Consider the following 16,791-nt stretch of genomic DNA (forward strand, 5'->3'; position numbering starts at 1 on the left):
GACGACGGTAAGCAGCCACTGAATTGGCCGCAACTCACCTGTGGACAACCGGATACCAGTGGATCGAAATCGCGTTAGCCTCCTGATCATCCGAAGCCGATGAGGTTGATGTTGTCTGTATCCGATCCCGGGCTGCGCCGCGTGTCCGTGCATGCCGGCGATGCCGTCGTCGACTTGGCTCTGCCTTCCGGGATGCCTGTTGCCGCCCTGATCCCGCCGATCGTCGACACCTTCAAACGCCACAGCGCGGACAGTTCCGCCGGTCGCACGGCGACGCGGTATCAGCTGTCGGGCCCCGGCGCGGCCACGTTGCATTCGTCAATGACGCTGGCGCAGAGCGGTATCCGAGACGGTGATGTCCTGGTTTTAAGCCAGTCCGCAACACCATTACCCGTCTTCCGTTACGACGATGTGGCGGAGGCTGTGTCGGAGACGCTGAACGGCCGGAGTTGGAGTCAGTCCCAGAATCACCGGGCGGCGCGGCTTTCCGCCGCGCTGGCAGCGGGCTGGCTAACCGGCGCCGGGGGCCTGGCACTCGTTCGAAATACGTTTAGCGCGAGCGCCGGCCGCTCTGTTGGCGCCACTGCGGCAATCGCGGCACTTGTCGCGTTCATCGCCGTGATGATGGCGGCACTCGCGCACCGGGCATACCGCGACTCGATGGCTGGGCTCACGCTGAGCCTGATCGCTACGACGTTCGCCGCGATTGCGGGCTTTCTGGTGGTGCCTGGCTCCCCCGGTGTCCCCGGCGTGCTTCTGGCCGCCACGGCGGGAGCCGTCACAGCGGTGCTGGCGAAGCGGGTATCCGACTGTGGGGCCGTCACATTGACCGCAGCGTCGTGCTTCGCGACGGTCGTCGCGGTCGCGGCGTTCGGGGGTATGGTCACCGGGGTGCCGTTGTACGTGATCGGTGCGGTCGCTGCGCTGGTATCACTTGGTCTGCTTGGGGTAGCGGCACGCGTTGCTATTGCCCTGGCCGGATTGTCACCGAAGCCAGCAGACCCAGATACCGTCGAGTCACCTGCGGACGGCTTGGGCGCCAAGGCCATCCGTGCTGATGAGTGGTTGGCCAGTCTGCTCGCTGCATTCTCGTCCGCGGCGGCCGTCGGCGCGATCATCACCGTCCTGGCGGGCACACCGCGGCTCGGCTGCATTGCCTATGGCGCTGCTACCAGCGCGCTACTGCTGCTGCATGCCAATTCGGGCGATAGCAAACGCACATTGCCGTGTGTCATCAGCGGAGTGGTCACTATCGGGGCAACGTTCGGGTGTGCCGCGATCAGTACCCCGGAGCACGGCCCCTGGATTGCTGCAGCGACGGCGTTGCTGGTCGGTGCAGCGGTCTACCTGGGGTTCGTCGCTCCTGCGATATCGCTCTCACCCATCGCGCGCAAAGGTGTCGAGCTGTTCGAGTGTTTGGTCCTCATCGCGATGGTTCCCCTGACCTGTTGGATATGCGGCCTCTACGGCGCCGCCCGCGGCCTGCATACGACATGAAGCTAAGCACCTCGCGCATCGTGCGCGTGGCGACGGTATCGGTGCTGCTGGCATACTTTGGAACGCCTTCGGCACAAGCGGTTTCGCCGCCGCAAATCGACGACAGGTTGCTGCCCAAACCAGCGTTGCCGGCGCCGCCCAAGCCGACCGTGCAGCGCGAGGTTTGCACGATGGTGACCGGGGACCCGGGACCAGGCCGGAATCAACTCGCAGATCTCGATCTCCCGCGTGTCTGGCAGCTCACCCGCGGTGCGGGCCAACGGGTCGCAGTCATCGACACCGGCGTTTCGCGACACCGCCGACTGCCCGATGTGGTGGCCGGCGGCGACTATGTGTTCACCGGTGACGGCACCCAGGATTGCGACGCACACGGGACCTTAGTCGCTGGAATCATCGCTGCCGCAGCCGATTCCAAAACCGACAACTTCAATGGTCTGGCGCCCGATGTCACTTTGATCAGCATCCGTCAGTCCAGCGCGAAATTCGCATCCGCGAGCGACCGGTCGAGCTCCGGGATCGGAGATGTGGACACCATGGCGAAAGCGGTTCGGACCGCCGCGGACCTTGGCGCCTCGGTCATCAACATTTCGGCGGTGGCATGCGTTCCGGTCACGTCGGAGCTCGACGACCGGGCGCTGGGCGCCGCGCTCGCCTACGCGGTCGACGTCAAGAATGCCGTGGTCGTGGCCGCGGCCGGAAACACCGGTGGCGCCGGACAATGCCCGCCGCAGCGCCCCGATGCGACCTGGCAGACCGTCTCGGTCGCGGTCAGTCCGGCCTGGTACGACGACTACGTGCTGACAGTCGGTTCGGTGAATGCTGACGGAACGCCGTCGGCCTTCACTCTTGCCGGACCCTGGGTCGACGTCGCCGCGATCGGCGAGGCGGTGACGTCGTTGAGTTCTGCGCCACTGTCCGGCACCAGTTACGCCGCACCGGTTGTCAGCGGACTCGCCGCATTGGTGCGTGCCCGATTCCCGGCGTTGACGGCACGGCAGGTGACGCAGCGTATCGAGGCGACAGCGCATCACCCGCCGGCCGGATGGAATCCGGTGGTCGGCAACGGCACAGTCGATGCCCTTGCCGCGGTGAGCACCGATGCGAGTTCTCCGGGAAACGTCGCCAAACCACCGCCGGCGCGCGCGCCGATCGCAACGCCGCCGTCACCCAGACCAACGAATTCTGATGCGCGGGCGACCGCGTTGCGCGGCGCAACCATGTGCCTGATCGCGCTGATGTGCGCGCTGATCATCGGTGCGGCCAGGCGGCGGCTACGGGGGTCCCGCGACGACGTCGCGGGCGACTGACGCGTTCGCCCTGCTCAGTTCCGGCCCGGACGGCAACACCGCGAGCATCGGCCACGGCACCTGCACCGCTTCCGTCTGCAGACCGAGATCGTGTGCCGCGTCGTTGTCGTGAATCGCGAATCGCACCCCGGTGTCGGTGACGAAGTAGCGTGCGCCGGCCCCCCCACTTCCCCTCACGTAGGCGCTCCGGCCTGGCGGCAAATAGACGCCATCGAGCGCGGGACCACGACCGTCGGCTTGTGACAAGACCACCGGAGCCCGACCAACGGGCAGCGGCAGGCCGCTCCCGGTGAGGAACGCCGCCCCGGATCGGCCGGACCTCCCTGAACTCACACACACGGTGGTGGCGGCGCTGCTCAGGCTGCCCTCCCCGGGTGCGGGTGCCCGTTCGGGGAACGTCCCCACGGGCAGCATGTTCACGATCTGCGCGCCCCGGATCACGTCAGGCGCCACGCTGATGGCGTCGTCGGTGCCCCGCGAGTCGGTGAAACGCAGCAGATCGGCGGCTACCTGACCGACACGTTGTACTCCCGTGCTCAGGACGGCGTAATACTCGTCACCATCGCCGCGGGTGATGCGCAGCAGGCTGCCGACCGGAAAACCCGGGAGTCCAGCCGCTTTGCCGCCCGCGCCACGAATCCGTGGCGCCGTGATCGGCGGCGCCTCCGGGACCGCGTTCAGCAATGACTGCGAGACAACGAGCGGCGTGTGACCCTCCAGTCGTAACGCACGCACCACCGCGGTATCCGCAAGATCCACCACGGCCCGCTGCCCGTTATAAAGCAGGTAAGCCGGCGGACCCGAACCCGATGTGACCAGGAGGGCCTGATCGCGGGCCAGGCGATGGACCGACGATCCCTCGGCCGGTCCGACGACGACCGTCGTGGCCGCACCGCCGTCCGTATCGCAGATTGCCCAGATCGCGTCGTCGCCGGACAGGGGCGGCCCGAGAAACTGTGGCGCACCCGGAATACCCAGCAGCGGACCGCGTTTGGTGCCGCTCAAATCGGACTCGCGCACCGGTTGCGGATTGGCATCGGCCGCCGCGATCAACCGCGCCGAGGCCAGGTTCAGCACCGGGTGCCAGATATCGCCGACTCGCACATACAGCGCTCCGGTCTCCTTGCCCATCACTATCTGGGCGTGATCGAGCCGTGGCTGGGGCCGCAGTACCCCAACAAACGCGCATCCCACCATCGCGACGGCCGCCAGTACGCAGCCGACCGTCAGGGGTCCCTTCCGCGCTCGGAGGGGTTCGCTGGGCGCGGAGCTATCCCCGCTCAGCAACGCCCGCTCGATGCGACGCAGCAGGAATCGGTAGCCGCTGACGTGGGCCCAAGTCGTCGGTTGGCGGGGCACTGACCTCCCAAGATCCGCAAATTCGCTCGTCACGTTAGGTGCTGAGCCGACGGTCCTGCCATCAGGTATCCACAGCTGCAGAAGTTTCGCCAGGTCCCAAATTGGGTAAAATTGCCCGGTGATTTCACACCGCATACGTAGCCCTCGGGTGGGCATCGTGCGGTCAGCCGGTCGCTGGCTCGGCCTGGGCGTTGCCGCCCTGGTCACGGCCTCGGGCCTGCTCGCCACGCCGAGTGCCCCCGTCGCGCACGCCTTCGACTGCCCTGACGTCGAGGTCATCTTTGCCCGGGGCACCAACGAGCCGCCCGGCCTGGGCAAGGTCGGCGACGCCTTCGTCGACTCACTGCGCCAGCAGACCGGCGGGCTCAACATCCTGCCCTACGGGGTCAACTACGCCGCCAGCAAGCTGCAGCTGCATGGCGGCGACGGCGCCAACGACACGATTGACCGCGTCAAGAAGAGCGTGGAAACGTGCCCGAACACCAAGATCGTGCTCGGCGGCTACTCGCAGGGCGCCTCGGTAATGGACATCGTGGCCGGTGTCCCGATCGGCGGCATCAGCTGGGGTAGTTCGCTGCCGCCGCAGTACGCGAACAACATCGTGGCCGTGGCCACCTTCGGCGACGTGGCCGACCGCTCCGGAGGAACCCTGCCGAGCCAGAGCACGCTGCTGGGCTCCAAGGCGATCGACTTGTGCAACCCGAATGACCCGATCTGCCACGCCGGCCCCGGCAACGAGTGGAGTGGTCACACCGAGGGTTACGTCCCCGTCTACACCACCCAGGCAGCGGCGTTCGTGGCGTCCAAGCTGGTCGGCACCGGCCAGTCGGTGCCCGGATACGGGCCGTCGGTCCCGGGCGCTGGCCCGCAATCCCCCTACGGCCCGCAAACGCCCGGCTACGGCCCGCAGACTCCCGGGCAAGCGCCCGGCCCCGGCCCGCTGAGCCCGCAGGCGCCCGGGCCGTTGACACCCAGCTACGCCCCACAGACACCCACCTCTTCGGTGCCCGGACCGCCCGCTCCGCAGACCGACGTGGTAGCTGCCGTTCACTAATTCGTTGTAAACAACCCGTACGATCGCGGCATGAGCCTTGCGAAAAGATCACGGGCGCATAAACATTCAAGCTTGGCGGTCGCCGCGTTCCTGGTAGCGGCCGTGATGCTATTGGGCGCCCCGCTGATTCCCCGCGCCTCCGCCGCGTGCCCGGACGTCGAGGTGGTGTTCGCCCGGGGAACCAACGAGCCCCCCGGTGTCGGGAAGGTGGGTGGCGCCTTCATCGATTCCCTGCGCAAGAAAACCCGCGTCGATGTCGGGGCGTACGCCGTCAACTACCCCGCCAACGACGACTTCCTCGCCGCCACCCAAGGCGCCAACGACGCCAGCGCCCATATCCAGCACATGGCCGCCACCTGCCCCAACACCAAGATCGTGCTCGGTGGCTACTCCCAGGGCGCCGCCGTGGTCGACATCGTCACCGCCGCACCCTTGCCCGCCCTCGGCTTTCAGAAGCCGCTGCCGGCCCGCGCCGCCGATCACGTCGCCGCGGTCGCCCTGTTCGGGAACCCGTCGGGCCGCGCCGGTAATCTGATGACCGCCCTGAGCCCAGGTTTCGACGGCAAGATCGTCGACTTGTGCAACCGGGGTGACCCCATCTGCTCCCCCGGCAACTCGTGGCCGGCTCACCTCAGCTACGTGCCCGGATTGACCAATCAGGCCGCACATTTTGTTGCCGCCAAGGTGTAGCCGCACAAAGATCCGGTCACGCTGCGGTCGCGGAGTGGTCACAGCCGTTCACTAATGCCCCGCGATACTGCGTACCATCGGCTCATGGGGGTTAGTCCGTTGTTGAAAAAATCAGATCTAGTGAAGCGCTCGGCAGGCATCGCGGGCGCCGCGGTTCTCGGGGCAACGTGGATGATCATCGGTCCCGGCGTGGTGTCGATTCCGGTCGCATCGGCGGCGCCGCCGTGCCCGGGTGCCGAAGTGGTGTTCGCCCGCGGCCGCGAGGAACCACCGGGCGTCGGCCTGGTCGGCGATGCGTTCGTCAACTCGTTGCGCGCCAAGACGCCGATGCCGGTCGGCGAGTACGGGGTCAACTACCCCGCCGACGTCGATCCGGCCAAGGGCTCCAACGACATGAGCACCCATGTCCAGTGGATGGCCAAACACTGCCCGAACACCCGCGAGGTGCTCGGCGGCTATTCGCTCGGAGCGGTGTCGGCCGACCTGGTGGTCGCGGTGACCCAGCCCTCGTTCGGGTTCAAGAACCCGCTGCCGCCGGGCATGGATCAACACATCGCGGCTGTCGCGCTGTTCGGCAACGGCACCCAGCGCGTGCTCGGCCCGGTTCCCAGCTTCAGCCCGGCTTTCGCCGGTAAGACGATCGAGCAGTGCGCCCCCGGCGACCCGATTTGTTCGGGCACCGGCAAAGCGGTGTGGGCATCGCATCTGCAGCCCTCCTACATCGACTCCGGGCTGGTGGATCAGGCCGCGACCTTCGCCGCCGGCAAGCTCTGAGTCGTCGGAATCCCTAGGCGCACAGGCAATTGCCAGGCGCCACAGGTAGCGGTCGCCGTCGCATGCCCGGAGAATACTGACGTGTGACGACGACCGCCGCGAGCGACCTCGACAAGTCGCCAGCTGCCCGGGAAACGCTCGAAGACGCAGTTGCCGCCGGTGGTCCACCGCGGTAGTGGGGATCTCGGCTTCGCGATCAGCGCCGACCTCGGCATCACCTACGGCACCGCAAACGTGTTGTGCGGTCCAGCCGACCTGAACGGCAACCGCGAGACATAAACCACGCACCTCCCTTTCGGCGTGTCGTGTGTGAGGTTTATGTGTCGCGAAGATCGCGACGGTCACGCAGGTCCCGGGTGATCAGGATGCGCGACGCGAGCTCGTCGTCGGGCGGATAGTCCACCCCCGCCAACGTCAGGCCCTGTGCCGGTGCCGCCGAGAAATCACTCGATCGTTCTGTCGCGCCGAGCAATTCACGACACCACTGCGGCGTGCGCCGCTGTTCGCCGACGGCCAACAGTGCCCCGACCAGTGAGCGCACCATCTGCCAGCAGAACGCGTCGGCGCTGACGTGCGCGGTGATCAGATCGCCCTCCCGCGACCAGTCCAGCCGCTGCAGGTCGCGAATGGTGGTGGCACCGGCGCGATGACGGCAGAATGCCGCAAAGTCGTGCAGCCCCAGCAGATCTTGCGATGCCACGCTCATCGCGTCCACATCCAGGTCGCGGGGCCAGGCGGTGATGTAACGCGCCTGCTGCGGCTGGACCCCGTAGGCCGCCGTCGACAACCGGTACTCGTAATGACGCCGCAGCGCCGAGAACCGCGCATCGAAACCCGATGGTGCGCGACTGATTTCGAGAACCCGAACGTCGGCGGGCAGGAACCGGCTCAGGCGCCGCAGCAGCGGCAGGAATTCCGGTTCGCCGGCGCGCGACGACCGCGGATACACATTCGGCAAGGCGGCGGCGGGCACATCGACGTGGGCCACCTGCCCGGTGGCATGTACTCCTGTATCGGTGCGCCCGGCCGCCCACAGCCGTAGCGGCGTGCGGAAAACCGTCGTCAGCGCGTCGCCGATAACGCCGGCGACAGTGCGCTGCCCGGCCTGAGTTGCCCAGCCTGCGAAATCGGTTCCGTCATAGGCGATGCCGAGCCTAAGACGGACGTCTTCGCTACTTCTCGGTGGACTCGTCACCCTCGTCGGCGACCTCAGCCTTGGGTTCGTCGGCCTGGTCCGTGGCTTCGGCCTCGGTGGCTTCGGCCTCGGCGGCTTCGGCCTCGGCGGCGGCCTCTTCGACCGGCGCCTCTTCGACCGCAGCCTCTTCGACCGGCGTCTCCTCAGCCGCGGGTGCTGCGGGCTTCGACGACTTCACCCGACGCGCCCGATCGGCCTCCGACGTCACCGTCTTCTCCCGCACCAGCTCGATCACGGCCATCGGGGCGTTGTCGCCCTTGCGCGCCTCGACCTTGATGATGCGGGTGTATCCGCCTTCGCGGTCGGAGAAGAACGGCCCGATCTCCTCGAACAGGGCGTGCACCACGTCCTTGTCGCGGATCTTCTTCAGAACCTCTCGACGGTTGTGCAGCGTGCCCTTTTTCGCATGCGTGATCAGCTTCTCCGCGTACGGCCGCAGCGCACGTGCCTTCGGCTCGGTCGTCTTGATGCGACCGTGCTCGAACAGCGACGTGGCCAGGTTGGCCAGCAGAGCCTTCTGGTGCGAAGACGACCCGCCGAGGCGAGGGCCCTTGGTGGGCTTGGGCATTGCAGACGCTCCTGTCTAGGGGTTCAAAAGCTTTAGAGCTGTTCGGTTTCCGCGTAGTCCTGGTCGTCGTAAGCACCCTCGGTGGACCAGGTGCCGGTGGCGACGTCGTAGCCCGCAACCTCTGACGGGTCGAAGCTCGGCGGGCTGTCCTTGAGCGACAGGCCCAGCTGGTGCAGCTTGACCTTCACCTCGTCGATGGACTTCTGGCCGAAGTTGCGGATGTCGAGCAGGTCGGACTCGGTGCGTGACACCAGCTCGCCGACGGTGTGCACACCCTCACGCTTGAGGCAGTTGTAAGACCGCACGGTCAGATCCAGGTCGTCGATCGGCAACGCGAACGAGGCGATGTGGTCGGCCTCGGCCGGCGACGGCCCGATCTCGATACCCTCGGCCTCGACGTTGAGTTCCCGTGCCAGGCCGAACAATTCGACCAGGGTCTTACCCGCCGACGCCAGGGCGTCACGGGGGCCGATCGAACTCTTGGTCTCGACGTCCAGGATCAGTTTGTCGAAGTCGGTGCGCTGCTCGACACGGGTAGCGTCCACCTTGTAGGTGACCTTGAGCACCGGCGAGTAGATGGAATCGACTGGGATACGGCCGATTTCGGCACCGGAGGCACGGTTCTGCACGGCCGGCACGTAGCCACGACCGCGCTCGACGACGAGCTCGACCTCGAGCTTGCCCTTGTCGTTCAGCGTCGCGATGTGCATGTCGGGGTTGTGCACCGTGACACCGGCAGGCGGCACGATGTCACCCGCGGTGACCGCGCCCGGACCCTGCTTGCGCAGGTACATGGTGACCGGCTCGTCCTCCTCGGAGGACACGACCAGACCCTTGAGGTTCAAGATGATGTCGGTGACATCCTCTTTGACACCGGGGACGGTGGTGAACTCGTGCAGCACGCCGTCGATGCGGATGCTGGTGACGGCCGCACCGGGAATCGACGACAGCAGCGTGCGCCGAAGCGAATTGCCCAGGGTGTAACCGAATCCCGGCTCCAGCGGCTCGATGACGAACTGGGACCGGCTGTCGGTGAGGATTTCCTCGGACAGTGTGGGTCGCTGAGAAATCAGCATGGTGTTTCTTGTTCTCCTTCTCGGCACCCGCTATTTGATGCCGTTAGGTTCCCTGCACCGGCGGTGCAGGACATCTTTACTTCGAGTAGTACTCGACGATCAGCTGCTCGGTGAGCGGCACGTCGATCTGCGCGCGCTCGGGCAATTGGTGGACCAGGATGCGCTGCCGCTCCCCCACCAGTTGCAGCCAGCCCGGGATCGGACGGTCGCCCGCCGTCTCCCGCGCGATCTGGAACGGCACGGTGTTCAGCGACCCCGACCGCACATCGATGATGTCGTACTGCGACACCCGGTAGCTGGGGACGTTGACGTGCACGCCGTTGACGCTGAAGTGGCCGTGGCTGACCAGCTGGCGGGACATCCGGCGGGTACGCGCCAACCCGGCGCGGTACACGACGTTGTCCAGCCGGCTCTCCAGGATCTGCAGCAGGTTCTCACCTGTCTTGCCGGAGTGGCGAGTGGCTTCTTCGTAGTAGCGACGGAACTGCTTTTCCATCACGCCATAGGTGAAGCGGGCCTTCTGCTTCTCCTGCAGCTGCTGCAGGTATTCGCTTTCCTTGATCCGCGCGCGGCCGTGCTGGCCGGGCGGGTAGGGGCGCTTCTCGAACGCCTGGTCGCCACCGACGAGGTCGGTGCGCAGCCGGCGCGATTTGCGCGTCATGGGTCCGGTGTAACGAGCCATGGATTGTTCTCCTCCTAGACCCTGCGTCGCTTCGGCGGGCGAACGCCGTTGTGTGGCTGCGGGGTGACGTCCGAGATTGCACCGACCTCCAGGCCGGCGGCCTGCAACGAGCGGATCGCGGTCTCGCGGCCCGAGCCCGGGCCCTTCACGAACACGTCGACCTTCTTCACGCCGTGCTCCTGGGCCTTGCGGGCGGCGTTCTCGGCAGCCAGCTGCGCGGCGAACGGCGTCGACTTGCGCGAACCCTTGAACCCGACGTGACCCGACGACGCCCAGGCGATGACGTTGCCCTGCTGGTCGGTGATCGTCACGATCGTGTTGTTGAACGTGCTCTTGATGTGCGCCGCACCGTGCGGGACGTTCTTCTTTTCCCGGCGACGCGTCTTCTGCCCCTTCTTGGGGGCAGCGGCTGCCTTCTTGGCGGGTGGCATGGGTTACCTGGCCTTCTTCTTGCCGGCGATGGTGCGCTTGGGGCCCTTGCGGGTCCGCGCGTTGGTCTTGGTGCGCTGGCCACGCACCGGCAGGCCACGGCGGTGCCGCAGACCCTGGTAGCAGCCGATCTCGATCTTGCGGCGGATGTCGGCCTGCACCTCACGGCGCAGGTCACCCTCGATCTTGAGGTTGGCCTCGATGTAATCGCGCAGGTGGGTCAGTTGGTCGTCGGTCAGGTCCTTGGTGCGCAGGTCCCGGTCGATGCCGGTCGCTTCCAAGATCTCGTTGGAACGGGTACGGCCGATGCCGAAGATGTACGTCAGCGCGATCTCCATCCGCTTATCACGCGGCAGATCGACGCCTACTAATCGAGCCATAGGTGGCGTTTTCCTCTTTTTCTAAGCGGAGGTCTGATCCCAACCCGTTCCCGTCGAATTCGGCGGGGCCCGGCCTCCGACCGGACGTGGATGAGCGGCCTATCCGCTCACTGGTATTGGGAGGTCTGCATTCAGTTGTGTTGGCAGCAAGGCAATTAGCCTTGGCGCTGCTTGTGACGAGGATCTGAGCAGATCACCATGACCCGCCCATGCCGACGGATCACCCTGCACTTGTCACAGATTGGCTTGACGCTCGGGTTCACCTTCACGGCCGTATCGATCCTGTCTGTCTATCTCGTAGGTTGCTTTTACTTGTACCGGTACACGATGCGGCCCCGGGACAGGTCGTAGGGAGACAACTCCACCACTACCCGGTCCTCGGGCAGGATGCGGATGTAGTGCTGCCGCATCTTGCCGCTGATGTGGGCAAGCACCTTGTGACCGTTCTCCAGCTCAATGCGGAACATCGCATTGGGTAGAGGCTCGACCACCCGGCCCTCGACCTCGATGGCGCCTTCCTTCTTGGCCATAACTTTTCAGAGATTCCTCGTCGTTTAGTTTCGTTCTCATCTGCGCCAACAACGGCACAGCATTAACACCGACTTTGAAACGTGAGCCGGTGACAGGAAATTCCTTGGGAACGGACACACAAAAAAGCCGGCGCGGAATGGCGCACCGTCGGTCCATGCTACCCGCTGCGACGGCGTGGCCAAAATCCGCGATCAGAGCCCTCGCGGGCGCCACCTCGAGCCACCACACCGCGCCTGACTAGCGCATACTTGACGCCGATGACACGTCCCGATGCGCAACCGCGCAAACCCGTGATGCTGACCGTTGACGACGATCCGGCGGTGTCGCGCGCGGTTGCCCGGGATCTGCGTCGCCACTACGGCGAGGAGCACCGCATCGTGCGGGCGGAATCGGGCGCCGACGCGTTGGAGACACTCCGGGAACTCAAGCTTCGCGGCGAAGCCGTCGCAATGCTGATTGCCGACTACCGGATGCCGCAAATGTCCGGCATCGAGTTCCTCGAGCAGGCAATGGACCTGTACCCGGCGGCACGGCGGGTGCTGCTGACCGCCTATGCCGATACGCACGCCGCCATCGATGCGATCAACGTCGTCGACCTCGACCATTACCTGCTCAAGCCGTGGGATCCGCCCGAGGAGAAGCTCTACCCCGTCATCGACGGGCTGCTGGAGGCCTGGCGAGCCGCACCCGAACACGCGATCCCCCACACCAAGGTGATCGGGCACCGCTGGTCGGCCCGGTCCTGGCAGGTGCGCGACTTCCTGGCCCGCAACGGGCTCTACTACACCTGGTTCATGGCCGACGAGCCCGCCGGTGAGCGGATCCTCAAGGCTGCCGGCGAGGACGGCCGGCGGCTGCCGGTGGTGGTCACCGAGCGCGGCGAGCCCCTCGTCGATCCCACCGACGCACAACTGGCCGACACGCTCGGTCTGTCCACCCAGCTGTCCAAGGACTTCTACGACCTGATCGTCATCGGCGGGGGCCCCGCCGGCCTGGCCGCCGCTGTCTATGGCGCCTCCGAGGGTCTGCGCACGGTGCTCATCGAACGCACCGCAACCGGTGGTCAGGCCGGCCAAAGCTCGCGGATCGAGAACTACCTGGGCTTTCCGGATGGGGTGTCGGGGGGCCAACTGGCCGACCGCGCGCGCCGGCAGGCCGAGAAGTTCGGCGCCGAACTGATCACCGCTCGCACCGCCACCACGCTGGAGATCAACGGGTCCAAGCGCACCGTGCGGTTCGCCGACGGCGGATCCGTCGACGCGCACGCAGTCATCCTGGCCACCGGGGTCTCCTACCGCCAGCTGGACGCAACCGGGTGTGCCGAGCTGACCGGCCGGGGCGTCTACTACGGCGCCGCCACGTCCGTCGCGTCCGAGTGCAAGGACGAGGACGTCTACGTCATCGGCGGTGCGAATTCGGCCGGACAGGCCGCGATGTTTCTGTCCCGCGATGCCGCATCGGTGACCATCGTGGTGCGTGCGGCGTCGCTCGAGGCGTCGATGTCGTATTACCTGATTCAGCAGATCGAACAGAACCCCAAAATCACCGTCCGTACCTGCTCCGAGGTGCACTGCGCCGTCGGAACCGATCACCTGGAGACGCTGACGCTGGCCGACAACCGAACCGGCACCACCGAAGACGTCACCTGCGCCCGGATGTTCATCTTCATCGGAGCCGCGCCGCGCACCGAATGGCTCGACGGGGTGCTCGCCCGCGACGACCACGGCTTCCTGCTCACCGGCCCCGACCTACGCAACGTGTGCGGCTGGTCCTTGGACCGCCCACCCCATCATTTGGAAACCAGCGTCCCGGGCGTATTCGTCGCCGGCGACGTGCGCTCCGAGTCCGCCAAACGGGTCGCCGCCGCGGTCGGCGAAGGGTCGATGGCCGTGATGCTGGTCCACCGTTATCTGGCGGAGTCATAGGGGCCTGAGGATGACCGACAAGATGCCGTGCAAGCCCGACGAGCTGCGCACCCTGTTCCTGTTCGAGGCCCTCACCGACGAGCAACTCGCGGTGCTGTGCGCGAATGGGCATGTCCAGGACTACGAACTGGGCCCGATCTGCGTCGAGGGTGAGCCGGCGACCTGCTTCTACGTGCTGATCGAAGGCGAGCTGACGATGTCCAAGCTCTCCGGCGGGCAGGACATCGAAACGAACCGGACCTCGCAGCGCGGCGTGTATTGCGGTGCCTGGCGGGCCTTCACCGGCGGGACGCAGAAGAGCTACGACGCGTCGGTTCACGTGACCAAACCGTCGCGGTTCTTTGTGATGGACGCACCCGTGTTCGCCAAGTTCATGAAGGACCAGTTCCCGATGGCGGTGCACTTGCTCGACGGCATCGCCGTCGGCACCGACCGAACCCGCCGCATCATCGACAACCGGGAGAAGCTGCTGGCACTGGGCCGGTTGTCGGCCGGCCTGACCCATCAGCTGAACAATCCTGCCGCGGCCACCGCACGCGCGGCAGCCGACTTGCGCGACCGGATCGCCGGCATGCGCGGCAAGCTGGTGATGCTCGCCGATGGCACCGTCACTGCCGAGGCGATGCGCGCCCTGGTGCGGCTGCAACAGCAGGTCGCCGATCAGGTCGCCAAGTCGACATCGCAGCACCTCAGCTCGATCGAGACCACCGACCGAGAGGACGCGGTCGGCGAGTGGCTCGAGGAACACGGCATCGACGGTGGTTGGGATATCGCACCGACGTTCGTCGAAGGCGGCGTCGACACCGACTGGTTGGACCGGATTTCCGCGGTCACCGACGAACTCGCGACGACGTCGTTGGAGCAGGCGATCCGATGGATCAACTACACCATCGAAAGCGAGCTGCTGATGAACCAGATCGCGGAAGCGAGCAAACGGATCTCGGCATTGGTCGCCGACGCGAAGCAGTATTCCCAGATGGATCGGGCCCCGTTCCAGGTGGCCGACGTGCATGACCTGCTACGCAGCACGCTGACGATCTTCGCCGACCGGTTGAGCAAGGACGCCGGCAAGGACCCCGGAGCGGTCACCGTGGTGAAGGAGTTCGACCAATCGCTTCCGGAAATTCCTTGCTACCCAGGCGATCTCAATCAGGTTTGGACCAACATCATCGACAACGCGATCGCCGCGATGCGCGACAAGGGCGGCACGCTCACCATCCGCACCTGCCGGGAAGGCGAGAGCATGGCCCGCGTCGAGATCTGTGACAGTGGGCCCGGGATCCCCGAGGACATCCGCGAGCACATCTTCGAGCCGTTCTTCACCACCAAGCCGTTCGGGGAAGGCACCGGCCTCGGGCTGGACCTGGCCTTCAACATCGTCGTGAAGAAGCATCGCGGTGACATCCGGGTGGAATCGGTGCCCGGCGATACGCGGTTCATCGTGCTGCTGCCGCTGGACCGGCCACCGACCGCGGACGCCGTCGTCGCCGACCTGGACGACGTGGATGAGGATGTAGCAGCCCCGCAATAGCGAGGAATAGCGTCACCGCGCACCCGGTTGGAGACGTCATGACCGACTCTGCTGCAAGCAAGCCCAATCTAGGCCGGTTCGGATCGTTCGGACGCGGCGTAACGCCCCAGCAAGCCAAGGAAATCGAGTCCCTCGGCTACGGAGCCGTCTGGGTAGGCGGTTCCCCGCCCGCCGAGCTGGAGTGGGTGGAGCCCATCCTGGAAGCGACGACCACCTTGCAGGTGGCCACCGGGATCGTCAACATTTGGACCGCGCCCGCCCAGGCGGTAGCCGAGTCGTTCCACCGGATCGACAAGGCCTACCCCGGCCGCTTCCTGCTCGGGATCGGCGTCGGCCACCGCGAGGTGATCAACGAGTACCGCAAGCCCTACGACGCGCTGGTCGAATATCTGGACCGGCTCGACGACTACGGGGTGCCCGCCAATCGCCGGGTGGTGGCGGCCCTGGGCCCGCGAGTCCTGGGGCTTTCCGGGCAACGCAGCGCCGGCGCACACCCGTACCTGACCACGCCGGAGCACACCGCGCACGCGCGCGAGCTGATCGGCCCATCCGCGTTCTTGGCGCCCGAGCACAAGGTGGTGCTGACCACGGACGCCGACAAGGCCCGCGCGGTCGGCCGCAAGGCCCTGGACATGTATTTCAACCTGTCCAACTATCGCAACAACTGGAAACGGTCGGGCTTTGCCGACGACGAGGTCACCCGGCCGGGCAGCGACCGCCTGGTAGACGCGGTAGTGGCCTACGGCACCCTCGACGCGATCGCGGCACGGCTGAACGAACATCTCGCCGCCGGGGCCGACCATGTGCCTGTGCAGGTCTTGACCAAAGATGAAAACCTGGTCTCGGCGCTGGCTGAATTGGCAGGGCCACTCGGACTGAACCACTCGTGACCAATCGCGCAGGGGGACCTCGATGACCGACGCAGTTTCACTCAAGCCCAGCCTGGGCCGCTACGGCGTGTTCCTGGGCACCCGCTCCATCACACCCGAACTGGCCGCCAAGATCGAGGCGCTCGGCTATGGCGCCGCCTGGATCGGCGGATCTCCGGACGCCGAACTGGACTGGGTAGAACCTGCTTTGGCGCAAACCAGCTCGCTGCAGCTGGCCACCGGGATCGTCAACATTTGGTCGGCCCCGGCAACGCCCGTCGCCGAATCCTTTAAACGCATCGAAAGCGCCTTTCCCGGAAGGTTTTTGCTCGGTATCGGGGCCGGCCACCCCGAGCACACCCAGGAGTACGTCAAGCCCTACGCCGCACTGGTCGGTTACCTCGATGCCCTGGACGACGCTCTGGTGCCGACCAGCCGGCGGGTTCTCGCCGCGCTCGGGCCCAAGGTGTTGCAGCTGGCCGCCGAACGCAGCGCCGGTGCTCACCCGTATCTGACCACGCCGGAACACACGGCCAAGGCGCGCGAACAGCTCGGCAACTCGGTGTTCTTGGCGCCGGAGCACAAGGTGGCGCTCACCACCGACCCCGACGAAGCGCGGGCCGCCGGACGCGCCCTCGTCGAGCACTATCTGGGTCTGAGCAACTATGTGAACAACTGGCTGCGGCTGGGGTTCACCGAAAACGACGTGCGCAAGCCCGGCAGCGATCGTCTGATCGACGCGGTGGTGGCCTACGGCACCCCGGAGGCCATCGCGAAACGCCTCAACGAGCATCTGGAAGCCGGCGCCGACCACGTGGCGGTCCAGGTGCTGGGCGGTTACAACGAAGAGACGCTCTTGCCCGCGCTGAGCGAATTGGCCGGGCCACTGGGGCTAACCCCCGCAAACTAACCGCGGCCCTCGGT

18 protein-coding genes are annotated in these 16,791 nt (G+C 66.3%); 9 read left to right on the forward strand and 9 right to left on the reverse strand.

From position 1 onward, the window contains the following. Positions 1-108 precede the first annotated feature (108 nt). Together eccD and mycP are read left to right on the forward strand one after the other, a co-directional pair. Positions 109-1,497: a type VII secretion integral membrane protein EccD gene (eccD, locus tag ACTXG5_RS01020; protein ID WP_445161935.1), complete on the forward strand. Its 1,389-nt coding sequence runs from the start codon at positions 109-111 to the stop codon at positions 1,495-1,497. Next, positions 1,494-2,804, forward strand: coding sequence for a type VII secretion-associated serine protease mycosin (gene mycP, locus ACTXG5_RS01025; RefSeq protein WP_445161936.1), 1,311 nt, complete (start codon positions 1,494-1,496; stop codon positions 2,802-2,804). Before eccD ends, mycP begins: the two co-directional genes overlap by 4 nt. Here the strand turns inward: mycP and eccB are convergent. Beyond that, positions 2,769-4,163, reverse strand: a complete 1,395-nt coding sequence (gene eccB, locus ACTXG5_RS01030; RefSeq protein ID WP_445161937.1) for a type VII secretion protein EccB — start codon at positions 4,161-4,163, stop codon at positions 2,769-2,771. The genes mycP and eccB overlap by 36 nt on opposite strands. A gap of 154 nt (positions 4,164-4,317) precedes the next feature. Between eccB and ACTXG5_RS01035 the strand changes: the two genes are divergently transcribed. From ACTXG5_RS01035 to ACTXG5_RS01045, 3 genes are all read left to right on the forward strand, one after another. Beyond that, positions 4,318-5,217 (forward strand): cutinase family protein, encoded by a 900-nt coding sequence (locus tag ACTXG5_RS01035; RefSeq protein WP_445164220.1) that lies wholly within the window; start codon positions 4,318-4,320, stop codon positions 5,215-5,217. A 105-nt stretch (positions 5,218-5,322) separates the two neighbouring features. Beyond that, the gene (locus tag ACTXG5_RS01040) at positions 5,323-5,907 is read left to right on the forward strand and encodes a cutinase family protein (protein ID WP_445164221.1); all 585 of its coding nucleotides are present in this window, start codon (positions 5,323-5,325) and stop codon (positions 5,905-5,907) included. Between the two features lie 84 nt (positions 5,908-5,991). Further along, entirely contained in the window at positions 5,992-6,681 is a 690-nt protein-coding gene (locus ACTXG5_RS01045; protein WP_445161938.1) for a cutinase family protein, read from the forward strand. A 316-nt stretch (positions 6,682-6,997) separates the two neighbouring features. On the opposite strand, the gene truA is transcribed toward ACTXG5_RS01045, so the two are convergent. The 8 genes from truA to infA all read right to left on the reverse strand — a co-directional run bounded on the left by truA (position 6,998) and on the right by infA (position 11,541). Next, positions 6,998-7,876, reverse strand: coding sequence for a tRNA pseudouridine(38-40) synthase TruA (gene truA / locus ACTXG5_RS01050; RefSeq protein ID WP_445161939.1), 879 nt, complete (start codon positions 7,874-7,876; stop codon positions 6,998-7,000). Then, on the reverse strand, positions 7,854-8,444 hold the full coding sequence (rplQ, locus tag ACTXG5_RS01055) for a 50S ribosomal protein L17 (RefSeq protein WP_445161940.1): 591 nt from the start codon (positions 8,442-8,444) through the stop codon (positions 7,854-7,856). The genes truA and rplQ overlap by 23 nt, the downstream gene beginning before the upstream one ends. 32 nt (positions 8,445-8,476) lie before the next feature. After that, a complete protein-coding gene (locus tag ACTXG5_RS01060) occupies positions 8,477-9,520 on the reverse strand; it encodes a DNA-directed RNA polymerase subunit alpha (protein WP_445161941.1) in 1,044 nt (347 codons plus the stop codon). Between the two features lie 76 nt (positions 9,521-9,596). After that, the gene (gene rpsD, locus ACTXG5_RS01065) at positions 9,597-10,202 is read right to left on the reverse strand and encodes a 30S ribosomal protein S4 (RefSeq protein WP_445161942.1); all 606 of its coding nucleotides are present in this window, start codon (positions 10,200-10,202) and stop codon (positions 9,597-9,599) included. A gap of 14 nt (positions 10,203-10,216) precedes the next feature. Next, entirely contained in the window at positions 10,217-10,633 is a 417-nt protein-coding gene (gene rpsK, locus ACTXG5_RS01070; RefSeq protein WP_445161943.1) for a 30S ribosomal protein S11, read from the reverse strand. A gap of 3 nt (positions 10,634-10,636) precedes the next feature. Continuing rightward, entirely contained in the window at positions 10,637-11,011 is a 375-nt protein-coding gene (gene rpsM, locus ACTXG5_RS01075; protein ID WP_268130204.1) for a 30S ribosomal protein S13, read from the reverse strand. Positions 11,012-11,166: 155 nt separating this feature from the next. Then, positions 11,167-11,280: a 50S ribosomal protein L36 gene (gene rpmJ, locus ACTXG5_RS01080; protein ID WP_003879483.1), complete on the reverse strand. Its 114-nt coding sequence runs from the start codon at positions 11,278-11,280 to the stop codon at positions 11,167-11,169. A gap of 39 nt (positions 11,281-11,319) precedes the next feature. After that, positions 11,320-11,541, reverse strand: coding sequence for a translation initiation factor IF-1 (gene infA, locus ACTXG5_RS01085; protein WP_046182346.1), 222 nt, complete (start codon positions 11,539-11,541; stop codon positions 11,320-11,322). Between the two features lie 258 nt (positions 11,542-11,799). Here infA and ACTXG5_RS01090 point away from each other — a divergent pair, with 258 nt between their 5' ends. The 4 genes from ACTXG5_RS01090 to ACTXG5_RS01105 are packed head-to-tail and all read left to right on the forward strand — an operon-like array spanning position 11,800 to position 16,777. Next, positions 11,800-13,467, forward strand: a complete 1,668-nt coding sequence (locus tag ACTXG5_RS01090) for an FAD-dependent oxidoreductase (protein WP_445161944.1) — start codon at positions 11,800-11,802, stop codon at positions 13,465-13,467. 10 nt (positions 13,468-13,477) lie between these two features. Further along, the gene (locus tag ACTXG5_RS01095) at positions 13,478-14,998 is read left to right on the forward strand and encodes an ATP-binding protein (protein ID WP_445161945.1); all 1,521 of its coding nucleotides are present in this window, start codon (positions 13,478-13,480) and stop codon (positions 14,996-14,998) included. Between the two features lie 38 nt (positions 14,999-15,036). After that, a complete protein-coding gene (locus ACTXG5_RS01100) occupies positions 15,037-15,888 on the forward strand; it encodes an LLM class F420-dependent oxidoreductase (protein ID WP_445161946.1) in 852 nt (283 codons plus the stop codon). Between the two features lie 22 nt (positions 15,889-15,910). After that, on the forward strand, positions 15,911-16,777 hold the full coding sequence (locus tag ACTXG5_RS01105) for an LLM class F420-dependent oxidoreductase (RefSeq protein ID WP_445161947.1): 867 nt from the start codon (positions 15,911-15,913) through the stop codon (positions 16,775-16,777). Positions 16,778-16,791 lie beyond the last annotated feature (14 nt).

It is taken from the genome of Mycobacterium sp. Dal123C01 (assembly GCF_052566995.1).